The organism is Chryseobacterium soldanellicola (genome assembly GCF_900100115.1).
GTDB lineage: Bacteria > Bacteroidota > Bacteroidia > Flavobacteriales > Weeksellaceae > Chryseobacterium > Chryseobacterium soldanellicola.
Window position 1 is genome coordinate 126,547 of record NZ_FNKL01000001.1, and the last position, 18,050, is coordinate 144,596.

14 protein-coding genes are annotated in these 18,050 nt (G+C 35.7%); 6 read left to right on the forward strand and 8 right to left on the reverse strand.

The window, feature by feature from the left end; genetic code table 11:
- Positions 1 to 4 precede the first annotated feature (4 nt).
- The 3 genes from BLT04_RS00555 to BLT04_RS00565 all read right to left on the reverse strand — a co-directional run bounded on the left by BLT04_RS00555 (position 5) and on the right by BLT04_RS00565 (position 3,577).
- A complete protein-coding gene (locus BLT04_RS00555) occupies positions 5 to 901 on the reverse strand; it encodes a sialate O-acetylesterase (protein WP_089752638.1) in 897 nt (298 codons plus the stop codon).
- A 79-nt stretch (positions 902 to 980) separates the two neighbouring features.
- Positions 981 to 1,994 carry a WD40/YVTN/BNR-like repeat-containing protein gene (locus BLT04_RS00560; protein WP_089752640.1) on the reverse strand — a complete coding sequence of 338 codons (1,014 nt, stop codon included), beginning with the start codon at positions 1,992 to 1,994 and terminating at the stop codon, positions 981 to 983.
- A 62-nt stretch (positions 1,995 to 2,056) separates the two neighbouring features.
- Positions 2,057 to 3,577, reverse strand: a complete 1,521-nt coding sequence (locus BLT04_RS00565) for an APC family permease (protein WP_089752642.1) — start codon at positions 3,575 to 3,577, stop codon at positions 2,057 to 2,059.
- A 164-nt stretch (positions 3,578 to 3,741) separates the two neighbouring features.
- On the opposite strand from BLT04_RS00565, the gene pnuC reads away from it, so the two are divergent.
- From pnuC to BLT04_RS00590, 5 genes are all read left to right on the forward strand, one after another.
- Complete coding sequence (gene pnuC, locus BLT04_RS00570; protein WP_089752644.1) at positions 3,742 to 4,419, forward strand: nicotinamide riboside transporter PnuC; 678 nt, start codon at positions 3,742 to 3,744, stop codon at positions 4,417 to 4,419.
- On the forward strand, positions 4,416 to 5,036 hold the full coding sequence (locus BLT04_RS00575; protein ID WP_089752646.1) for a hypothetical protein: 621 nt from the start codon (positions 4,416 to 4,418) through the stop codon (positions 5,034 to 5,036). The genes pnuC and BLT04_RS00575 overlap by 4 nt, the downstream gene beginning before the upstream one ends.
- Before the next feature lie 94 nt (positions 5,037 to 5,130).
- A complete protein-coding gene (dapF, locus tag BLT04_RS00580; RefSeq protein WP_089752648.1) occupies positions 5,131 to 5,898 on the forward strand; it encodes a diaminopimelate epimerase in 768 nt (255 codons plus the stop codon).
- A 30-nt stretch (positions 5,899 to 5,928) separates the two neighbouring features.
- Entirely contained in the window at positions 5,929 to 6,954 is a 1,026-nt protein-coding gene (gene mltG, locus BLT04_RS00585) for an endolytic transglycosylase MltG (protein ID WP_089752650.1), read from the forward strand.
- 168 nt (positions 6,955 to 7,122) lie between these two features.
- A complete protein-coding gene (locus tag BLT04_RS00590) occupies positions 7,123 to 9,642 on the forward strand; it encodes a TonB-dependent receptor (protein WP_089752652.1) in 2,520 nt (839 codons plus the stop codon).
- 51 nt (positions 9,643 to 9,693) lie between these two features.
- Here the strand turns inward: BLT04_RS00590 and BLT04_RS00595 are convergent, their stop codons facing one another.
- From BLT04_RS00595 to BLT04_RS00615, 4 genes are all read right to left on the reverse strand, one after another.
- Entirely contained in the window at positions 9,694 to 10,146 is a 453-nt protein-coding gene (locus BLT04_RS00595) for an adenylyltransferase/cytidyltransferase family protein (RefSeq protein WP_089752653.1), read from the reverse strand.
- Positions 10,147 to 10,158: 12 nt separating this feature from the next.
- The gene (locus BLT04_RS00600; protein ID WP_089752655.1) at positions 10,159 to 10,926 is read right to left on the reverse strand and encodes a methyltransferase domain-containing protein; all 768 of its coding nucleotides are present in this window, start codon (positions 10,924 to 10,926) and stop codon (positions 10,159 to 10,161) included.
- A gap of 9 nt (positions 10,927 to 10,935) precedes the next feature.
- A complete protein-coding gene (galE, locus tag BLT04_RS00605; RefSeq protein ID WP_089752657.1) occupies positions 10,936 to 11,958 on the reverse strand; it encodes a UDP-glucose 4-epimerase GalE in 1,023 nt (340 codons plus the stop codon).
- Between the two features lie 456 nt (positions 11,959 to 12,414).
- Positions 12,415 to 13,539: a DegT/DnrJ/EryC1/StrS family aminotransferase gene (locus tag BLT04_RS00615; protein ID WP_089752662.1), complete on the reverse strand. Its 1,125-nt coding sequence runs from the start codon at positions 13,537 to 13,539 to the stop codon at positions 12,415 to 12,417.
- An 85-nt stretch (positions 13,540 to 13,624) separates the two neighbouring features.
- On the opposite strand from BLT04_RS00615, the gene BLT04_RS00620 reads away from it, so the two are divergent.
- Positions 13,625 to 15,238: a S8/S53 family peptidase gene (locus tag BLT04_RS00620; protein ID WP_089752664.1), complete on the forward strand. Its 1,614-nt coding sequence runs from the start codon at positions 13,625 to 13,627 to the stop codon at positions 15,236 to 15,238.
- A 228-nt stretch (positions 15,239 to 15,466) separates the two neighbouring features.
- On the opposite strand, the gene BLT04_RS00625 is transcribed toward BLT04_RS00620, so the two are convergent.
- Complete coding sequence (locus tag BLT04_RS00625; protein ID WP_089752667.1) at positions 15,467 to 18,001, reverse strand: phosphoenolpyruvate carboxylase; 2,535 nt, start codon at positions 17,999 to 18,001, stop codon at positions 15,467 to 15,469.
- Positions 18,002 to 18,050 lie beyond the last annotated feature (49 nt).

The window sequence follows — 18,050 nt, forward strand, 5'->3', positions numbered from 1 at the left end:
CTAATTATTTTATAATGAGTCTAAATACCGCTTCTGCAAAATTCTTCCCTAAATCGATGTAACCTGCACTGTCATAATGCCAAGGATCATTTCCGTAATTGTATTTTACGGTTGAACGGATAATGGCCGCTTTTTTATCATTTTTGACAAATTTTTCCTGTGCGTATTGCACCAGCTCGCCTGTTGGCCATACTTTTCCCTGTTCATTTTTCCCTGAGTCTGAAATTTTTCCGATCACGACAGGTAAATCGTCTGTCAGCAAACTTGCTCTCATTTGATTCATCAACGTTTTCAGGTGATTGTAATAATTATTGGCGATTTCTTCGGTGTAGCTTGCATCGCCCTCGCCCTGCATCCAAAGAATTCCGGATGGAACGATCTCATCTTTTTTACCGTTTCCGTCAATATCTGTTTCAGATAAAGCATTTTTTACGGTTTTTAAAAAGTTATCATATTGGTTAATTCCATTTTTACCATTAAAATCTGCATCCCAGCAACCGAAGTTCGCCGCAGCTAAACTATCAATTGAAGTTCCTTCTCTGGCGTATTTTATTAATGCAATTTTATCATTCGGGAAAAGTTCTTTCATTTTTTTAGCGAAAGAAAGCTCCAATCCGAATCTGTCTGAAAGTATATTCGTTTTCCCGTCAGTTTTAAATCCGGTTCCGTTTCCGGGTCTTAAAATATCCCATTTTCCTACTCCGCCATTTAAATCACCGTCCGGAACAGAATTTCCCTGAAAAATATAAACATCTTTAAAGGTTTTTAAGTCATTCGGAAGATCTTTGTTGTACCCAAAGCCATTCATATTCGATTGCCCGGCAAGAATGAAAACTCTTATTTTTTGTGAATAAAATAAAGCCGGAAGTATAATTAACAGGAATATTTTTACATTTTTCATTCAGAAAATTTTAATCAAAATTAAAACAAACAAATGATAACGAAAGGTATTTAACAAAGAAATGCTCTATATTTTACATCTAAAATTTTAATTTCAGTAAAGAAATTTTATCTTTTCCGGCAAGAACGACTGTATTTTTATTTACCCATTTACACACGAAAAATCCTTTTTCATCAGAAATTTTCTTCCATGTTTTCCCATAATCTGAAGAATAGCTGATATGCTGATCACCAACGGAAATAATTTCTTTTCCTTTAGAATTTGGTTTAATTTTTACGCAAGTTGTATATCCTGCATTTTTTCCGGAAGCCTGAATTTGCCAGGTTTCGCCACCGTCAGTTGTTGTTGCAATGTTGTTTACGTTTGCCTCCTGTTTTGTGTAATCTCCACCGACCGCAATTCCGAATTGATGATCATAAAAATCTATTGAATACATTCCCTGAGAAGATTCTCCCTGAATAAAAGGGGTGTTAAATGTTTCAATTTTTTCATTTTTAAAATTTAACCTTAAAATTCTTGATGCTTTTCCACCGGTTGCAATCCAAAGATATTTTTTTGATGAAGCAATGTTGGTATTACTTGCTGCAAATGCTGCTTCACCTTCATTTAGTTTAATTTGATTTTGAAATATTTTCCATTTTTCATTCTTAAAAACTGCCAATTTCAGATCATTATTTTTATCCGCATCACTGAACGTAAAAGCAAGCTTATCATTTACAAAATGAAGAGCATCATAAAAAGCTGTTTTAACGGTGTCTGTGAATACAATTTCAGATTTCAATGTTTTCTTATCAACTTTAAAAAAATAAGCCGGACTTTCAATATTTATGGCGAAAAATGAATCTTTATTTTGAGCTAACGTTCTGAACTGCAATTTCTTTTCCGACAACTTAATCTGCTTTTGATTTTTAAAATTCTTTACATCAACAAAGCCAAACTTAGAATCTGTTCCGCTGTACCAAACTTTATTATCGTAAATTTCGAGCGCACGAATGCTTATTTTATCATTAAAAATCGTTTCAAAACTTTGAATTTGTTGTGAAAACATGAATATTCCGAGAAATGAGAATAAAAATGGCAAAATCTTTTTCATGCTCACAAAAATAAAAAATCCACAGACTTCTCTGTGGATTTTTTGAATTTATATTAATTAATTTATAAATCTAAATCAGGTTTCTGTAAAGGCTCCTGTTCTGCTTTGAACGTTTCGCCGTAACCGACCTTGTGGAGCTTACTGTTTCTAAGACTGTATGTGAAATAAATAATCACACCCAGACCAAGCCATGCCAATGAAAGGTATTTTGCTTCGTGGCTCAGGTTCCAGATCAGATAAACATTGATAAGGATTCCCAATGTTGCAATAACAGGTAATGCAGGAACTTTAAATGTTCTCGGCATATTCGGTTCTTTTTTTCTTAAAATCCAAACCGCTACACAAACCATTGTGAAAGCAAACAAAGTTCCGAAACTCGTCATATCCGCCAGCTTGCTGATCGGAGTAAGAGAAGCTATCGTTGCAATAACAATACCTAAAAGCATTAAGCTTTTTGCCGGAGTTTTTCTTACCGGGTGCACATCACTGAACATTTTTGGGATCAATCCGTCTTTAGACATTCCCAGGAAAATCCTTGACTGTCCCATGATCATTACCATCAATACAGAGATCAAACCTACTGTTGCAGCAATGGTAATAATATAACCGGCCCAACCCTGACCTGCAATTTCAAATGCATAAGCCACAGGAGCTTTAATAGCATCAGGATATTTACCGTGAGGATCAAAATCCTGATAATTCATCATTCCAGTAAGAACCAATGATACCAAAATATACAATCCTGTACATACCAAAAGTGATACAATGATCGCAAAAGGCACATCTTTTTTAGGATTAATCGCTTCACCAGCCTGTGTAGAAACCGCATCGAATCCTACATAAGCGAAAAATATAGCCGCCGCTCCGGAAACAACTCCCTGGATACCGTAAGCTTCTTTCATATTTTCACCTTCCATTACCATTTTCTGTGCAGGAATAAACGGATCCCAGTTTGCAGTATTAATAAAGAATACACCGGCAATAATTACAAATAATACCGCTGAAACCTTCATAATTACAATAAGGTTGTTCGCTTTAGCAGCTTCCTTCGTTCCTTTGATCAGAATAGAAATTACAAATAAAACGATCAGAAAAGCAGGTAAATTCATTGAAAAACCTTCTCCTGTGTAGCTTGCAGGATCAGAAGTAAGATAATCCGGTAAGTGAAGACCGAACATCTTGAGTAGTTTATTAAAGTATCCGGACCAGGATACTGCCACCGTCATAGATCCCATCGCGTATTCGAGGATAAGCCCCCAGCCGATGATCCAAGCAAAAATCTCACCTACAGTTCCGTATGCATAGGCATAAGCAGAACCTTCTACAGGTAAAATGGATGCAAATTCTGAATAACACAGCGCTGCAAATACACACGCCACTCCGGCAATGATGAAAGAAAGAGCCAATGCAGGTCCTGCATGATAATAAGCGCCGGTACCAGTAAGTACAAAAATTCCTCCACCGATAATTGCTCCGATTCCGATAGCTGTAAGACTCCATTTACCTAGTACTCTTTTGAGCTGACTGCTTTTCATGTCATTCTCAAAAGCACTCATGGGTTTTTTGGTCCAAATTTTAGACATATTTCATTTTATTTAAAGATTTACGAAAATATAAAAATTTTACGGACCTTTACGTTTATTGACAAATTTTAATGATTTATTTTAAATTAAAAAACTTAAAATTCTGATTTACATATTATTTAAAGCATTTTCAGGTGTGTAAATTTTTGTTTATTTTTGATCACATGAATTTATATGATCTTTTCGTAAAACCTTACGAAAGCTACACTACATCACAAATTCTCCTTGAAGCAAGCGGAACTTTCTTCGGAATCCTCAGTGTTTATTTTTCCATTAAAAAAAACATTTGGGTTTATCCTACCGGGATTATTTCCACATTAATTTATGTTTACATTCTTTTTAACTTCGGATTGCTCGGAGATTGCATGATTAATGTGTATTATACGGCGATGAGTATTTACGGCTGGATCTTGTGGTATAGAAATTCAAACGATCATGTGCATGTAGAAGTAAGCTGGGCAACGAAAAAAGAATGGTTTTTTGCAATTTTTCTTTTTATCGTAAGTTTGCTGCTGGTAACGGTCATTTATTATTATAAACCTTTTATTGACAATCATTTTTCGATGGAAGGGACAACGCTTGGTTTGTATCATCTGGATTGGGCAAACTGGCTGGATGTTTTCACGACTTCCCTATTTTTAGTCGGTATGTGGTTTATGGCGAAACAGCGCATTGAGAACTGGATTTTCTGGATCATCGGAGATTTTATTTGCATGCCCATGATGATTTTTAAGGAGCTCGGAATCACTTCGGTTCAATATTTGGTATTTACAATAATGGCGATCATAGGATTCGTCAACTGGAAAAAAAGTTTAAAAGAAAAAAGTACAATAAAGTCATGAAAAATTTACTTAGAATAGCATTAAGTCTATTTACTATAGCTACTTTAACATCTTGCCTGGCCTATTCTGACGGATATGCAAATAATGGCGGATATGGCGATCCATATTATAATGATGGATATTACTATGCTCCACAGGGATATTACGGTGGCGGAGGATATTATGGTAATGACGGATATTACTATAGAAATGATGTCAATTATTACTATGATAACGGGGTTCCTTATTATTACTATAATTATAACAACTCCCGTAGAAAAGTGTATGTAGAAAGAAGATCTACAGGAACAACTACTTCACAAAGACCAAACAACGGCTTCAGAGGTGGTGTGAATGACGGTACAAACGGAAATTCTAATGGTAACGGTTTCAGACAGCCGAATTACAACAATAACTCCAACAGACCGAACAGGAATAGCGGAGGGTTCAGAAACAACCAGCAGCAACCAACCCAGCAGCGACCTCAAAACAACTCCGGTGGCTTTAGAAATGAATCTTCCAACAATAATTCCAACTCAAACAGTGGGTTTAGAAATACTCCTCAACCGAGTCCTCAACCCAATAACACCCCGCAAAATAACACTCCAACGAGAAACGAAAGCGGAGGATTTAGATAAAACGATTATAAATAAGAAAACGAGCAGCTTACCCTGTTCGTTTTTTGTTTTAATTGTAGTAATTTTGCAAGTTCATTTTTAGACAAGATACAATATGGAATTTTATAAATATCAAGGGACGGGAAATGATTTTGTAATGATTGACAATCGTGATCTGCAATTCCCAAAAGACAAAGAAATGATCGAAAAGCTTTGTGACAGACGTTTCGGGATCGGTGCGGATGGTCTTATTTTATTGGAAAATGACGACAACTACGATTTCAAAATGGTTTATTACAACTCAGACGGCGGCGAAAGCACCATGTGCGGAAACGGCGGAAGATGTCTCGTTGCGTTTGCTTTTTTCCTTGATATATTTGAAAATAAATGCAAATTCATCGCGATCGACGGTGAGCACGACGCAGAAATCCACAACGGAATCGTAAAATTAAAAATGATCGATGTCAATACCATTTCTAATGACGGAGAAGACGCTGTTTTAAATACCGGCTCGCCTCATTATGTAAAATATGTAGAAGACATCGTCAATTATAACGTTTTTGCAGAAGGTCATGGTATCAGAAATTCAGAAAATTATAAAGAAAAAGGCATCAATGTAAATTTTGTTGAAAAAATTACTGATGATGAAATTTTCGTAAGAACCTATGAACGAGGCGTTGAGGACGAAACTTTCAGCTGCGGAACAGGAGTTACAGCGTCGGCTTTAACTTTTCTTGAAAAAAATAATCTAATCTCTGTAAAAGTTAAAACTTTAGGTGGAAATCTTAAAGTGTATGCTGAGAAAAACGGAAATTCTTTCCAGAATATCTGGCTTGAAGGTCCCGCAAAGCAGGTATTTAGAGGAAAGATAGACTTATTGTAAGCAAATAACTTTAATCAACAATTTTTAATAATGAAAAAAGCTATTCTCATTATCATTCTGCTAATTTTTGTTGTGGCAGGATTTTTTGGTTTTAGATTTTATGCTAAATATTACGGGAACAACGTAGAAAAAGACGGATATGTTTTAATTCCTCATCATGCGAATTTTAAGCAAATCCTTGATTCTATTACTCCGTATGTAAAAAATAAAGAATCTTTTGAAGCCGTAGCTCAAGATAAAGACCTTGAAAAATATTTTAAAGCGGGCCGTTACCATTTCCAAAGCGGAATGGGAAACACCAACCTTGTCAATATGATCAAAGCCGGAAATCAGACTGAAAACTCTTTCAGAATCGGGGATTTCGGGGATATTTATCAGATGGTAGGAAAAGTGACCAAGAAAACGGAAAAAGATTCTTTACAGTTTGTAAAAGATCTTAATTCGATCGCTACAGAAAAAGGATATAATAATGCTGAAGATTTAAAAAAATACTTTTTCATTGATACGTACAACTTCTTTTGGACGGTGACTCCGAAAGAGTTTTTTAAGAAATTCAATGATCAGTATGATGATTTTTGGAACAGCGAAAGAAAAGCAAAAGAACAGCAGTCAGGCTTGACGAGAGATCAGATTTATGCATTAGCTTCTATTGTTTATAAAGAATCAGGCGGGAAAAAGGATGAAATGAGAACGATTGCCGGATTGTATTTAAACCGTTACAGAAAAGGCATGAAGCTACAATCTGACCCGACCGTAATTTATGCCATTAATAAGCAGACAAATTTTAAAGAGTCAATAAAAAGAGTTTTATATAAACATTTATCTACGCCGTCGCCTTACAATACGTACGCGAATGCAGGAATTCCTCCGGGACCTATCTGTATCGTAGACAAAAACTCGGTAGATGCCGTTCTGAATGCCGAAAACAACAACTTTATCTTTATGTGTGCAGACCCTGCAAGATTCGGGTATCACAAGTTTACGGCAAGTGCAGAAGAGCATGCTATCAATGCAAAAGCGTATCAAGACTGGCTGAATTCAAAGAATATAAAATAAAAAATAAATTTAACTTTATTTTAACAATTTAACAATTAACATTTAGCTTTTTAAAGCGACATATACATTACAAATAATAAACAAATCGTATTATTTTGATATTTATCTTATTAATAATTTCATAATATTAAGAAGAATATTTTCACGATTTTACACAAACAATACCTTATGAACCAGACGGAAATTATCAACATTTTCACTAAAAAAACCTTAGGGCTTACTTTTGTACTTTCGGCGGCAGCTTTTGCTTTTGCACAGGAAAAAGTAGGTGTTTCGGGCAGTGTTGTTAATAAAAACAATCAGCCAGTGCCTTATGCATCAGTTACTTTCAGCAATAAACAGAATAAGATGTTTAGTGACGCTGCGCTTACCGATGAAAAAGGGCAATACAAAGTGGATCTTACTCCCGGAAATTACGATATAACAGTAGAGGCAATCGATTACAAAAAAAATGTAATCGCCAATAAGCAGGTTACAGCTGCAGGAAGCATCGGTGCTTTCTCCATTGAGCCTGAAACAAGCGCTACCAATATCAAAACAGGAGAAATCCAGGGCATTGTACTTACTGCTCCCACTACGAAAGCTTATAAGGTAGAATTAGACAAAAAAACGTATGATCCTTCTCAGGATATTGTAAGTAAAGGAGGAAATCTTCAGGATGTACTTTCAAATGTACCTTCAGTTTCTGTGGATACTGACGGAACTGTTTCAATGAGAGGAAGTTCAAACGTAAAATTTTTAATCAACGGAAAACCTTCTGCCCTTCTGGGAATTGACGATGGAGCTAACGCTTTACAAAGTATTCCTGCTGATCAGATCGAAAAAATTGAGGTAATTACCAATCCTTCTTCAAAATTTGAAGCAAGCGGAACTGCAGGTATTTTAAATATTATTTTAAAGAAAAATAAGAAAACCGGTTTCAATGGTAGTGTAACGGGAACTTTGGGATATTTGCCACAAACCAGTATGAACACAAATCTTAGCTGGAGAAAAGGAAAATTCAACTGGTTCTTAAATGGCGGCGGCGGTTACAGAGAGTCTAAAAATACTAACAGAAGCCAAACTTGGTTCACCAATGCTATAAATCCTACGGACGGTACTTATACAGATCAGGAATCAATCACAAAAAATAAAAGTAACAATTATAATGCTTCCGGAGGTTTAACGTTCGATATTACCGACAAAACTTCTGTAAATGCTTCAGGAACGGTAAGAACTTTCGATAGTGATAATTTAGGAACTGTAAATTATAATTACGATTATTTAAACGGTTCAAGCGCATTCAGACAAAGATTAAATACAGGAAGCAATAACAACCTTGCATTCCAGGGAGATTTTGGTTTGGATCATAAATTTGACGATAAAGGTCAGAATATTTCCTTATCAGTAAGTTTACAAAGAAACCGTTCAAATAACGGAACTGATGTTAATGATTCTTCGAACGGAGCGTTCTTACTTCAGGATAATATAGATCAGAAAACGATCAATAAAACAGTTGTAGCAAAAGCAGATTACGAGCTTCCGATTGGTGAAGTTTCAAAAGTAGAAGCGGGTTATAGATTAGACATCAATAACAACGATTACGACAATATGGTAATGGAAACTCTTGCTCCGAGTACTATTCCGGCTTATCTTGGAGATTATTCTTACAATGCGAATTATAAGGAAATGTTTAATGCATTCTATCTTCAGTTTAAGAGTAAAGTCGGGAAACTTGGATATCAGTTAGGGTTAAGAGATGAAGTTTCTAAGGTTGATATTAATTATTTAAATCTTTCAGGTTTAGCTAAAAATCAAACTAAAAATTACAACAATCTTTTCCCAAGTGTTTTCTTAAGCTATGATATTGCGAAAGACAATCAGTTTTTGATAAATTATTCTAGAAGAATTGACCGTCCGCGTTCTTTCTTCATGATTCCTAACCCAAGTTATAATGATAACCAAAACATCTTCGACGGAAATATTGATCTTAATCCTTCTTATGTAGATTCATACGAATTTGGTTACAGCATTTCTAAAAAGAGTTTTACACTTAATCCTACTCTTTACTACAGACATTCTACAGATGATGTGAAGATGCTGGTTTTCAAAACAACAGAAAATGGTCTTCCGGTTTTCCATACAAAACCTATCAACTTAGGTAATGATGACAGATATGGTATGGATTTCAACTTTAACTGGGATGCTACTAAATGGTTAAAATTCTTAGGGAATGTAGACTTATTCGGTTATAAAACTACAGGTACTTACTATGATCCTTCAACAATGGATAAACCAATGTCTTTCGAAGGTAGTGGTTTCTCTACAAGAGCGAGATTGACATCAACATTTAAAGTTGATAAAACTTTCAGCTTCCAGATTCAAGGTTTTTATAGAGGTGGACAAAAAACTGAAAGTCAGGACAGAAAAGATATGTACGCAATCAACTTCGGAGCTTCAAAAACAATCTGGAATGGCAATGGAACGATCAGTTTCAATATTCAGGATATCTTTAATACAAGAGCTATGCAGTCTACTACATATTCTACAGATTTCACAAGAGATTCTTATATGCAATGGCAGCCAAGACAATTTGCGCTTTCGTTCACTTACAGATTCAAACAGGGAGAGAAAATAGAGCAGTCTAAGAAGAAAAAAGACATCAATGCCAATGATACGGGCGGCGATGAGCAAGGCGGGCCAATGTAATTCGCTTTTATGATAAAACAAAACTCCCGAAAATTAATTTTCGGGAGTTTTTTATTTTACTTTTTCAGCTCTTGAAACTTTTTCCATTTCAGCTTCATAGATCCTTTTTCTCAGATCACTCGAGGAAAACCTGTGATCTCTTTTGTTATAAAAGATTTCTATTCCTTTTTCTTCACAGTATTTTTTTCCTGTAAAGTCCTTATCCATATAATCATCACCAATGATTCTTACGTCTATAACGAAAGATTTTAAGATATCTTCCAAATCCTGTTCAGTATAATAAGGAATAATTTCATCTACGGCATTCACGGCTTTTAGCTGGATATACCTTTCTACAATCGTTTGAGTAGGTTTGTTTTTGGTAGGACGATCATGTGAGGGGTCGATCTGGAGGCCAACAATAAGATAGTCGCAAACTGTCTTAGCCTCTTCCAACATTTTAATGTGGCCCGCATGCAGCAGGTCAAACGAAGAAAATGTAATGCCTATTCTTTCTGTTTTCATATATGCATTTTATTAAAATTTCGCTGATATAAACGTTCTTTTAAACGGATAAAAGACCGGAGATTCAGGAAACACGTTTTCTAATTCTTTTTTATAATCTTGTTTAAATTTTTCTTTTAAATCATCGCCCGGAAGATTTTCAATATACGGAATCATTGCCGTACCTGAAGCCCAAGTGTAAATTGCTTCTGCATCCTGCATCACGTGAGGAAATACTTTTTCAAAAACGGTAATATCTCTTCCTTTATTGTCGAATAAAATCTGAGCATAATTTTCAATTTTTAAAACGGTATATGCTCTTGTCCAGGAATTGTAAGCAGATTGATAAGGTTCGGTTTCGGCAACTTTTCTCAATAGCTGATGAACGATAAATTCATGATTTGAAGGGATTTGCACTGCCATTTGACCGCCAGGATTAATCATTTTGATAATTCGCGGAAACAATTCCTTATGATTGTTACACCATTGAATTGCTGCGTTGGAGATTATTAAATCAAAAGTATCATTTAAATTTAACTGATCTTCGATATTGCGCTGAATAAATTTCAACCGGCTTGTTTCAAAATTTTTAGCTTTTTCAAGCATTTCGGCAGAAGAATCGATTCCCAGTATATGAGAATCCTGTAGATAATCCAGTAATTTCGAGGTTAATTCGCCTGTTCCGCAACCCAGATCAATCACCGATAAATTATCTTTTGATTCAACCAGATTCAGTAAATCAAAAAAAGGCGCAGAACGCTCATTTTTAAACTGATCATAAACTTCCGGATTCCAGGCCATAGCTTTATTTTAAACTGTTCTTGAATCTAAATATTTCTGCCATTCCCAAACGGTTCTCAAGGCTTCTTCCAATGATGTTTCAGACTTCCAGCCAAGCTCTTTTTCAGCTTTATCAACATTGGCGTATGCCACTGTAATATCGCCTTCTCTACGGTCACAAATCTGATAAGGAACCTCCACATTATTTGCCGTTTCAAAAGCTTTTACCACTTCTAAAACAGACGAGCCTTTGCCTGTTCCCAGATTGTAAATATCGATCATTGCTTCGTCAGACTGCTCATTCATTAACCTTTTTAGAGCCGCAACGTGCGCTTTGGCAAGATCAACAACATAAATATAATCCCGAACCGCTGTTCCGTCTTCTGTTGGGTAATCATTTCCCCAAATACTCAATTTTTCACGAATTCCGGCGGCCGTCTGCATCACATAAGGCACAAGATTATTCGGAATTCCGATGGGTAATTCACCCAATTTCGCGGAAGGATGTGCACCGATCGGATTAAAATACCTCAACAAAGAAATTTTTCTGCTGTATGCCTTTGCAAAATCAATCAAAATTTCTTCACCCATCTGTTTTGTCTTTCCGTAAACGCTTTCAGGCATTTTCAACGGGGTATTTTCATTGATCGGCATTTGATCCGCCTGGCCGTAAACCGTGCAAGATGAACTGAAAATAAAGTTTGAAATTTCTCTGCTTTTAAATTCCTGCAAAATATTTATTAATGAAAATAAATTATTCTCATAATAATCCACCGGTTTTATCTGGCTCTCTCCCACTGCTTTAGACGCCGCAAAATTGATACATCCATCAATCTGATGTGCCTCAAAAACCTGCGTAAGAAGCTCTTTTCTTTTTAAATCAAAAGGATAAAAAACAGGCTTTTTGCCTGCAACCTCCTCAATATTTTTTAAAATAAATTTCTCTGAATTGGATAAATCATCTACGATAACCACTTCAAAGCCGTTATTCAAAAGTTCTACAACCGTGTGCGAACCAATATATCCAAGACCTCCCGTAACGAGTATTGCCATTTTTTAGTAATTGTTATTTTTAATCATTGTGTTTTCCTATTTCTTCAATATTTTCATATTGTATCTCTTTGTATTTGAATTTATTGATTAGGTAAATTAAAATTACTAAACTGGAAAAAATAATAAAGCTATATTTAAAGTCATTATATGTAATTTCGTCATTTAGATATAGCCGCTTCCTTATTAGTCCTATAACTAAAAAAAATATGAGAAACGAATAATAACTATTTAAAAATTTAATAGTAATAAAGGATTTTCCTATCAATAACATCAACCCAATAAAATTTAAAGAAAATATTAAAATAGCTATATACAGCATTAAATGATCTGATATTGGATTTTTATTAATCTCATCAAGTTCATTAATGATTCCATATCCAAATAAAAAGAATATAAATAAAGATAATAAGAATATTAATACCCAAACACTCTTATATTTGAAAATCTTTCTTTTCATTATCCCATAAATTCCAACACAGCATCCGTAATATACTTCAGCTGCTCATCATCCAATTCCGTGTGCATAGGAAGTGAAATCACCTGATCCAAAAGCTTATCCGTATTTACAAAATCTGCGTCGTTACTCTCCTGATAATACGCTTTCTGCTTTCTCAACGCTACAGGATAATAGATCATTGCAGGAATTTCTTTTTCCGTTAAGAATTTTTGTAATTCATTACGTTTTCCGTTCAGAATTCTCAATGTATATTGGTGAAAAACATGACTGGAATTTTCTGCTCTTTTTGGCGTTAAAATATTTTCATTAGCCGCAAAAGCTTCATCGTAATAATCTGCCGCTCTTTTTCTCGCTTCGTTATACGTATCCAGATGAGGAAGCTTTTTTCTTAAAATTGCCGCCTGAATACTGTCTAAACGTGAATTTACCCCTACCTCATCATGATAATATCTTTCGTACATTCCGTGGTTGACGATGCCTCTTAAACGATGCGCCAATTCATCATTATTGGTAAAAATAGCACCTCCGTCACCGTAGCAACCTAAGTTTTTAGATGGAAAAAACGAAGTTGTTCCCACTGTTGACATTGTTCCCGCCTGTTTTACGGTACCGTCAGAAAAAGTATATTCAGCACCGATTGCCTGTGCGTTGTCTTCAATTACATAAAGATTATGTTCTTCGGCAATCTTTAAAATTTCCTCCATATCGGCACATTGTCCGAAAATATGTACAGGAATAATTGCTTTTGTCTTCGGAGTAATCGCTTTTTTGATCGCTTCCGTTGAAATTGTGAATGTATCATAATCCACATCTACCAAAACTGATTTAAGTTTCAGCAAATGAATCACTTCTACTGTTGCTGCAAAGGTAAAATCTGCCGTGATAATTTCGTCGCCTTCCTGCAGGTCAAGAGACATCAAAGCGATTTGCAATGCATCTGTCCCATTGGCACAAGGAATAACGTGCTTAACTTCTAAATAAGACTCTAATTCATTCTGGAAAGACTTTACCTCAGGGCCATTAATAAAAGCCGCTGAATCCATTACATTTAAAACTGCATTATCTACATCATTCTTTATTTTGTAATACTGACTTTGTAAGTCAACCATTTGAATCTTTTTCATAAATAAATATTTCTGTAAAAATAAGGATTTTAAAATCCTATCAAAAATTTTATTGATTTTGTTTTATCTTTATCAAAAATAAAATATGAAAAAAATCTTACTCTTTTGTCTTTTAGCGGGTTACTCGGTTGCTTTTGCGCAGACTCAGCTCGTTTTTGTGTATTTTACAGATAAGCCTAACAAGGCTGCATTTTATGCCAATCCGTTGTCTGAGCTTACCCAAAAGTCCCTCGACAGGCGTACAGCACTGGGAATTGCTCTTAATGACCAGGATGCACCAATTGAGCAGTCGTATGTCCAGAATATTCAGAATTTAGGGTTTACGGTGACTGATTATTCAAAATGGCTGAATGGTGTTGCCGTAAATGCTACCCCTGCACAAATTGTTACGATTCAATCTCAACCTTATGTACAGTCTGTAGAAAGTTTTGCTAAAAATAATTCTTCAGGAACAAAGATTCAAAATACCAATAAATGGGATGAATTCAATAACACGAATTCTACCGGTAAAACATTGACAACCTTTAATTACGGCTCGGGTTCGGAACAGATCGATCAGATTAATCTTCGTCCGCTTCATCTTGCGGGTTACACAGGAACCGGAGTTACGATTGCAGTGATTGACACAGGATTTCCAACCGTAGACACCGGTTCTGCTTTTTCAAGATTATGGACGAATAATCATATCAAAGGCGGTTATGATTTTGTCAGCAAAGGAACCGATCTTTACAATCCTTCCCTCAACGCTCACGGAACGGTAGTTTTGGGTGCGATCGGAGGTTTTATCCAGGATACTTTTGTGGGGTCAGCGCCGGATGCAGATTTTTATTTGTATCGAAGTGAAAACGCCAATATTGAAGTTCCGGAAGAGGAATTATATTGGATCGAATCTGCTGAAGAAGCCGATAGAAAAGGCGTTGACCTCATCACCACATCGCTGGGATATTCTACTTTTGATGATCCGAGATATAGTTATGATTATTCGGATATGAACGGAACCACTTCTTTTATCGCAAGAGGTGCTGAAATAGCTGTCAATAAAGGCATTGTAGTACTTGCCGCCGCCGGGAATTCGGGTCAGCTGCCTTGGCATTACCTTTTAACTCCGGCTGATAATGCGAAAGTTTTCACGATTGGCTCTGTTGATTCTGCGGGAGCTTCTTCCGGTTTTTCTTCTTACGGCCCGAACTCTTCAGGCGTTGTAAAACCCGACGGAAGCACAAGAGGAACCAATACAACAACAGTAAATAACAATTCTACGACTTTAGTTACCGGAACTTCAATCGCCACACCCGTTGCAGCAGGCGGAGTTGCCTGTCTGATTGGGGCTTTTTCTACAATGAACAGAGATTTGATGAGAAACAGACTGAGAGAAACGGCATCATTATATCCGGGTCACACGGATCAAATGGGCTTTGGAATTCTTAATTTCGGAAAGTTTTATAATAATGTGCTGGCAACTTCAGAGCTTGTCAAAAAAGAAAAAATCGCTGTTTTCCCAAATCCGGTTAAAAATATCTTGAATGTTGCTTCTGAAAGTGAAGTTTTATCATTGGAAATTTACGATAATCTTGGAAGACTGATTAATAAAGTGAATAATCAAAAGTCTGTAAAAGTTGAGGATTTTGCGAAAGGCGTTTATTATCTGAAAATTCAGACGAAGGATAAAGTTTATTATGAAAAATTCATAAAAGAATAAAAGTCTTCTAAATTTGGAAGGCTTTATTTATTCTTAATACAGATGCTTCGACAAGCTCAGCATGACACCGCTAAAAGTTTACTGTTATATAAGACAGTTGGTATTAGGAGTGTCATGCTGAGCTTGTCGAAGCATCTTAGTATAATTTAAAAACATATCTGTCATTCCAGAAGCATTTAAAATAATTTTCGATTACGCTTCTTTGTGAATAACAAATAAACCTGATATTTACGCTGAATTCCTGCTCGCATTAATATTCCCAAACAGAGAACGCGTCACCAGTTTTTCATACGCTTCTTTATTACCCTCACCTTTCTGGATTTTCATTAAAGCATATTGCTGAATACTCAACAACGGCAGTACAATTCTTTCACGGATCTTAACCGATTTTCTTGATAAGGGGTCTTCTTCCTGTAACATTTTAAAGCCTGTCAGTTCAAGCATAATATTTTTAGAAAGATTAAATTCATCAAAAAGGACATTCCAGAATTCGCCGAATTTCGGATTGTTTTTAATATAATACGTTAATGGAAAATATGATTTATTCATGCTCATCATTGAGTTCAAAACCAATGTTTTAAAGAAATCCGAACCTTTATACAATTCTCTAACCTCATCAAATCTTCCCTGCTCTTTCATCTGCTGCATCGCAAAACCGAATCCGAAGAATCCGGGAACATTTTGCTTCAGCTGCGACCAGGAACCAACAAAAGGAATGGCTCTTAAATCCTCAAATTTCAATTCACTTCCGCCACCTCTTTTTGACGGACGGCTTCCGATATTGGTTTTTCCGTAATATTCCAGCGTACTCATTTCCTGTAAATAAGGAACAAACATTGGATGCGCCTTTAAATCTGAATATTTTTTATAGCTGATGTCTGCTAATTCGATGATTAATTCTCTTTCTTTTTCGGTTAAATCTTTTTTAGAATTTTTGAAAACATCATTTTCAACTCCGGCTGTTAAAAGTTGTTCGAAGTTGTATTTTGCCTGTTCTTTATTCCCGAAAATACTTGTGATCGTCTGTCCCTGAATCGTTAATTCAATTTTATTATTCGCAATCGTTTTTCCCTGAGAAGCGTAGAAATCGTGGGTTTTTCCACCTCCTCTTGCGGGCGGACCGCCTCTGCCGTCGAAGAACACGACTTTAATTCCGTTTTGCTCGGAAAGTTTAGTTAAAAGTTCTTTTGCTTTGTAAATTTCCCAGTTGGCTTTCAGATAACCGCCGTCTTTCGTTCCGTCCGAGAAACCAAGCATAATTGTTTGTTGATTTCCTCTTTTTAAAAGATGCTTTTTGTAGATAGGATTTTGATACAAATCACTCATCACATTTTCTGCATTGGCAAGACCTTCCATCGTCTCAAAAAGCGGAACAATATCCATATTGATTTCTTCGTCCTGATACCCGCAAATTTTAAAAAATGCATACACATTCATCACATCTTTTACCGCATCGGAATTAGAGATAATATAGCGGTTCATTCCTCTGAAACCGTTTAATTCCTGGATTTCTGAAATCTGTGTAACCGTTAATAAAGTATCCTTTACAATATCTTCAAAATCATCAGGATTGACTTTATCTGAAATTTGAATCAACTGATTGAATTTTTCCTCATTACTCGCTTCAATATTTCCAAAAACTTTAGTAAAAACCTCATTAATAACCTGTTGATGAATCCTGCTGTCCTGTCGCACATCCAATGTTGCAAAATGAGTCCCGAAAATTTTCACACGGTCTTTGAAATTCACCAAAAGATCAAGAAATAATGAGTTATGTTGTTCGACCAAAATTTTTTCAGCTTCTTCAAGTCTGTTAATAATATCTTCTGCTGTAATTTTTTCATTTCTGAAAATGGCAGAATACAGTTCATTACTCAGCTTTGTCAACACATCAGAAACTCCACGGAAACTTAATCTTCTTCGTACAGATTTAAGATTATTATAGTACGCTTTTAAAATCGCAGAATGAAGTTCTTCCGCTACTCTTTTTGTAACATCTGCTGTTACAAAAGGGTTTCCGTCGCGGTCGCCTCCAGGCCAGAAGCCAAGCTGGATCAAATCTTCATGCAAATGAAAATGGTCGTTCCCAAAAGTTGTTTTCATTTTTGTGAAAAGCTCACCAATTGTGTCATAATAAACATATCTCAGATAATAAATGATGCTCAAAGCCTCATCAATCGGAGTCGGTTTTTCTTTATTGACAAACGGGGTTTTTCCCAGCTGCTGCAATAGCATATCAATATCAGTAATAGAATCCGTCGTAATCGCGTTTCTAAGATCATGAAGAATCCTTTGAACTGAATTTGGGTAAAACTGCGTCGGGTGGGCCGTAAAAACAATTTTCACTGCAAAATCCTTAAGCTTTTCACGAATTTTTTCCAGTTTATGATCCTGTAATGAACGTTCGTACATATTGGTTACCGTTCCGTTGTCACTTTCAGAGTGCATATTCGGAAAGGCGGCATCTTCGATACTGTCAAACAAAACCACCTGTCTTTCAATATATTGTATGATTTTAAAAAGCAGTTCGGTTTTCTGCTCTTCGGTCTGTAAATCGGTATGATTTTTAAAGAATTCTTCAACGATTTCTTCAGGAGTTTTTCCGGCTTCGTAACCTACTTTGCTTTCCTCACAAAGAAATGGAAGCAACATCCCGATATTCGTCATTTTATCATAAGGCAGGCTCATAAATAATGAATTGTAGATCTGGAATTTATTTTCCACGATCTGCCTGAATTTTTCTGCGCGTTGGTCGTGTATCATATAACAAATGTAGGGGATTTTGGGATGAATTCAAATGGTGTTTAGTTTA

Coding starts and splice junctions, on each gene's coding strand:
- BLT04_RS00555 (WP_089752638.1), bottom strand. CDS start 901: ATGAAAAATGTAAAAATATTCCTGTTAATTATACTTCCGGCTTTATTT.
- BLT04_RS00560 (WP_089752640.1), bottom strand. CDS start 1,994: ATGAAAAAGATTTTGCCATTTTTATTCTCATTTCTCGGAATATTCATG.
- BLT04_RS00565 (WP_089752642.1), bottom strand. CDS start 3,577: ATGTCTAAAATTTGGACCAAAAAACCCATGAGTGCTTTTGAGAATGAC.
- pnuC (WP_089752644.1), top strand. CDS start 3,742: ATGAATTTATATGATCTTTTCGTAAAACCTTACGAAAGCTACACTACA.
- BLT04_RS00575 (WP_089752646.1), top strand. CDS start 4,416: ATGAAAAATTTACTTAGAATAGCATTAAGTCTATTTACTATAGCTACT.
- dapF (WP_089752648.1), top strand. CDS start 5,131: ATGGAATTTTATAAATATCAAGGGACGGGAAATGATTTTGTAATGATT.
- mltG (WP_089752650.1), top strand. CDS start 5,929: ATGAAAAAAGCTATTCTCATTATCATTCTGCTAATTTTTGTTGTGGCA.
- BLT04_RS00590 (WP_089752652.1), top strand. CDS start 7,123: ATGAACCAGACGGAAATTATCAACATTTTCACTAAAAAAACCTTAGGG.
- BLT04_RS00595 (WP_089752653.1), bottom strand. CDS start 10,146: ATGAAAACAGAAAGAATAGGCATTACATTTTCTTCGTTTGACCTGCTG.
- BLT04_RS00600 (WP_089752655.1), bottom strand. CDS start 10,926: ATGGCCTGGAATCCGGAAGTTTATGATCAGTTTAAAAATGAGCGTTCT.
- galE (WP_089752657.1), bottom strand. CDS start 11,958: ATGGCAATACTCGTTACGGGAGGTCTTGGATATATTGGTTCGCACACG.
- BLT04_RS00615 (WP_089752662.1), bottom strand. CDS start 13,539: ATGAAAAAGATTCAAATGGTTGACTTACAAAGTCAGTATTACAAAATA.
- BLT04_RS00620 (WP_089752664.1), top strand. CDS start 13,625: ATGAAAAAAATCTTACTCTTTTGTCTTTTAGCGGGTTACTCGGTTGCT.
- BLT04_RS00625 (WP_089752667.1), bottom strand. CDS start 18,001: ATGATACACGACCAACGCGCAGAAAAATTCAGGCAGATCGTGGAAAAT.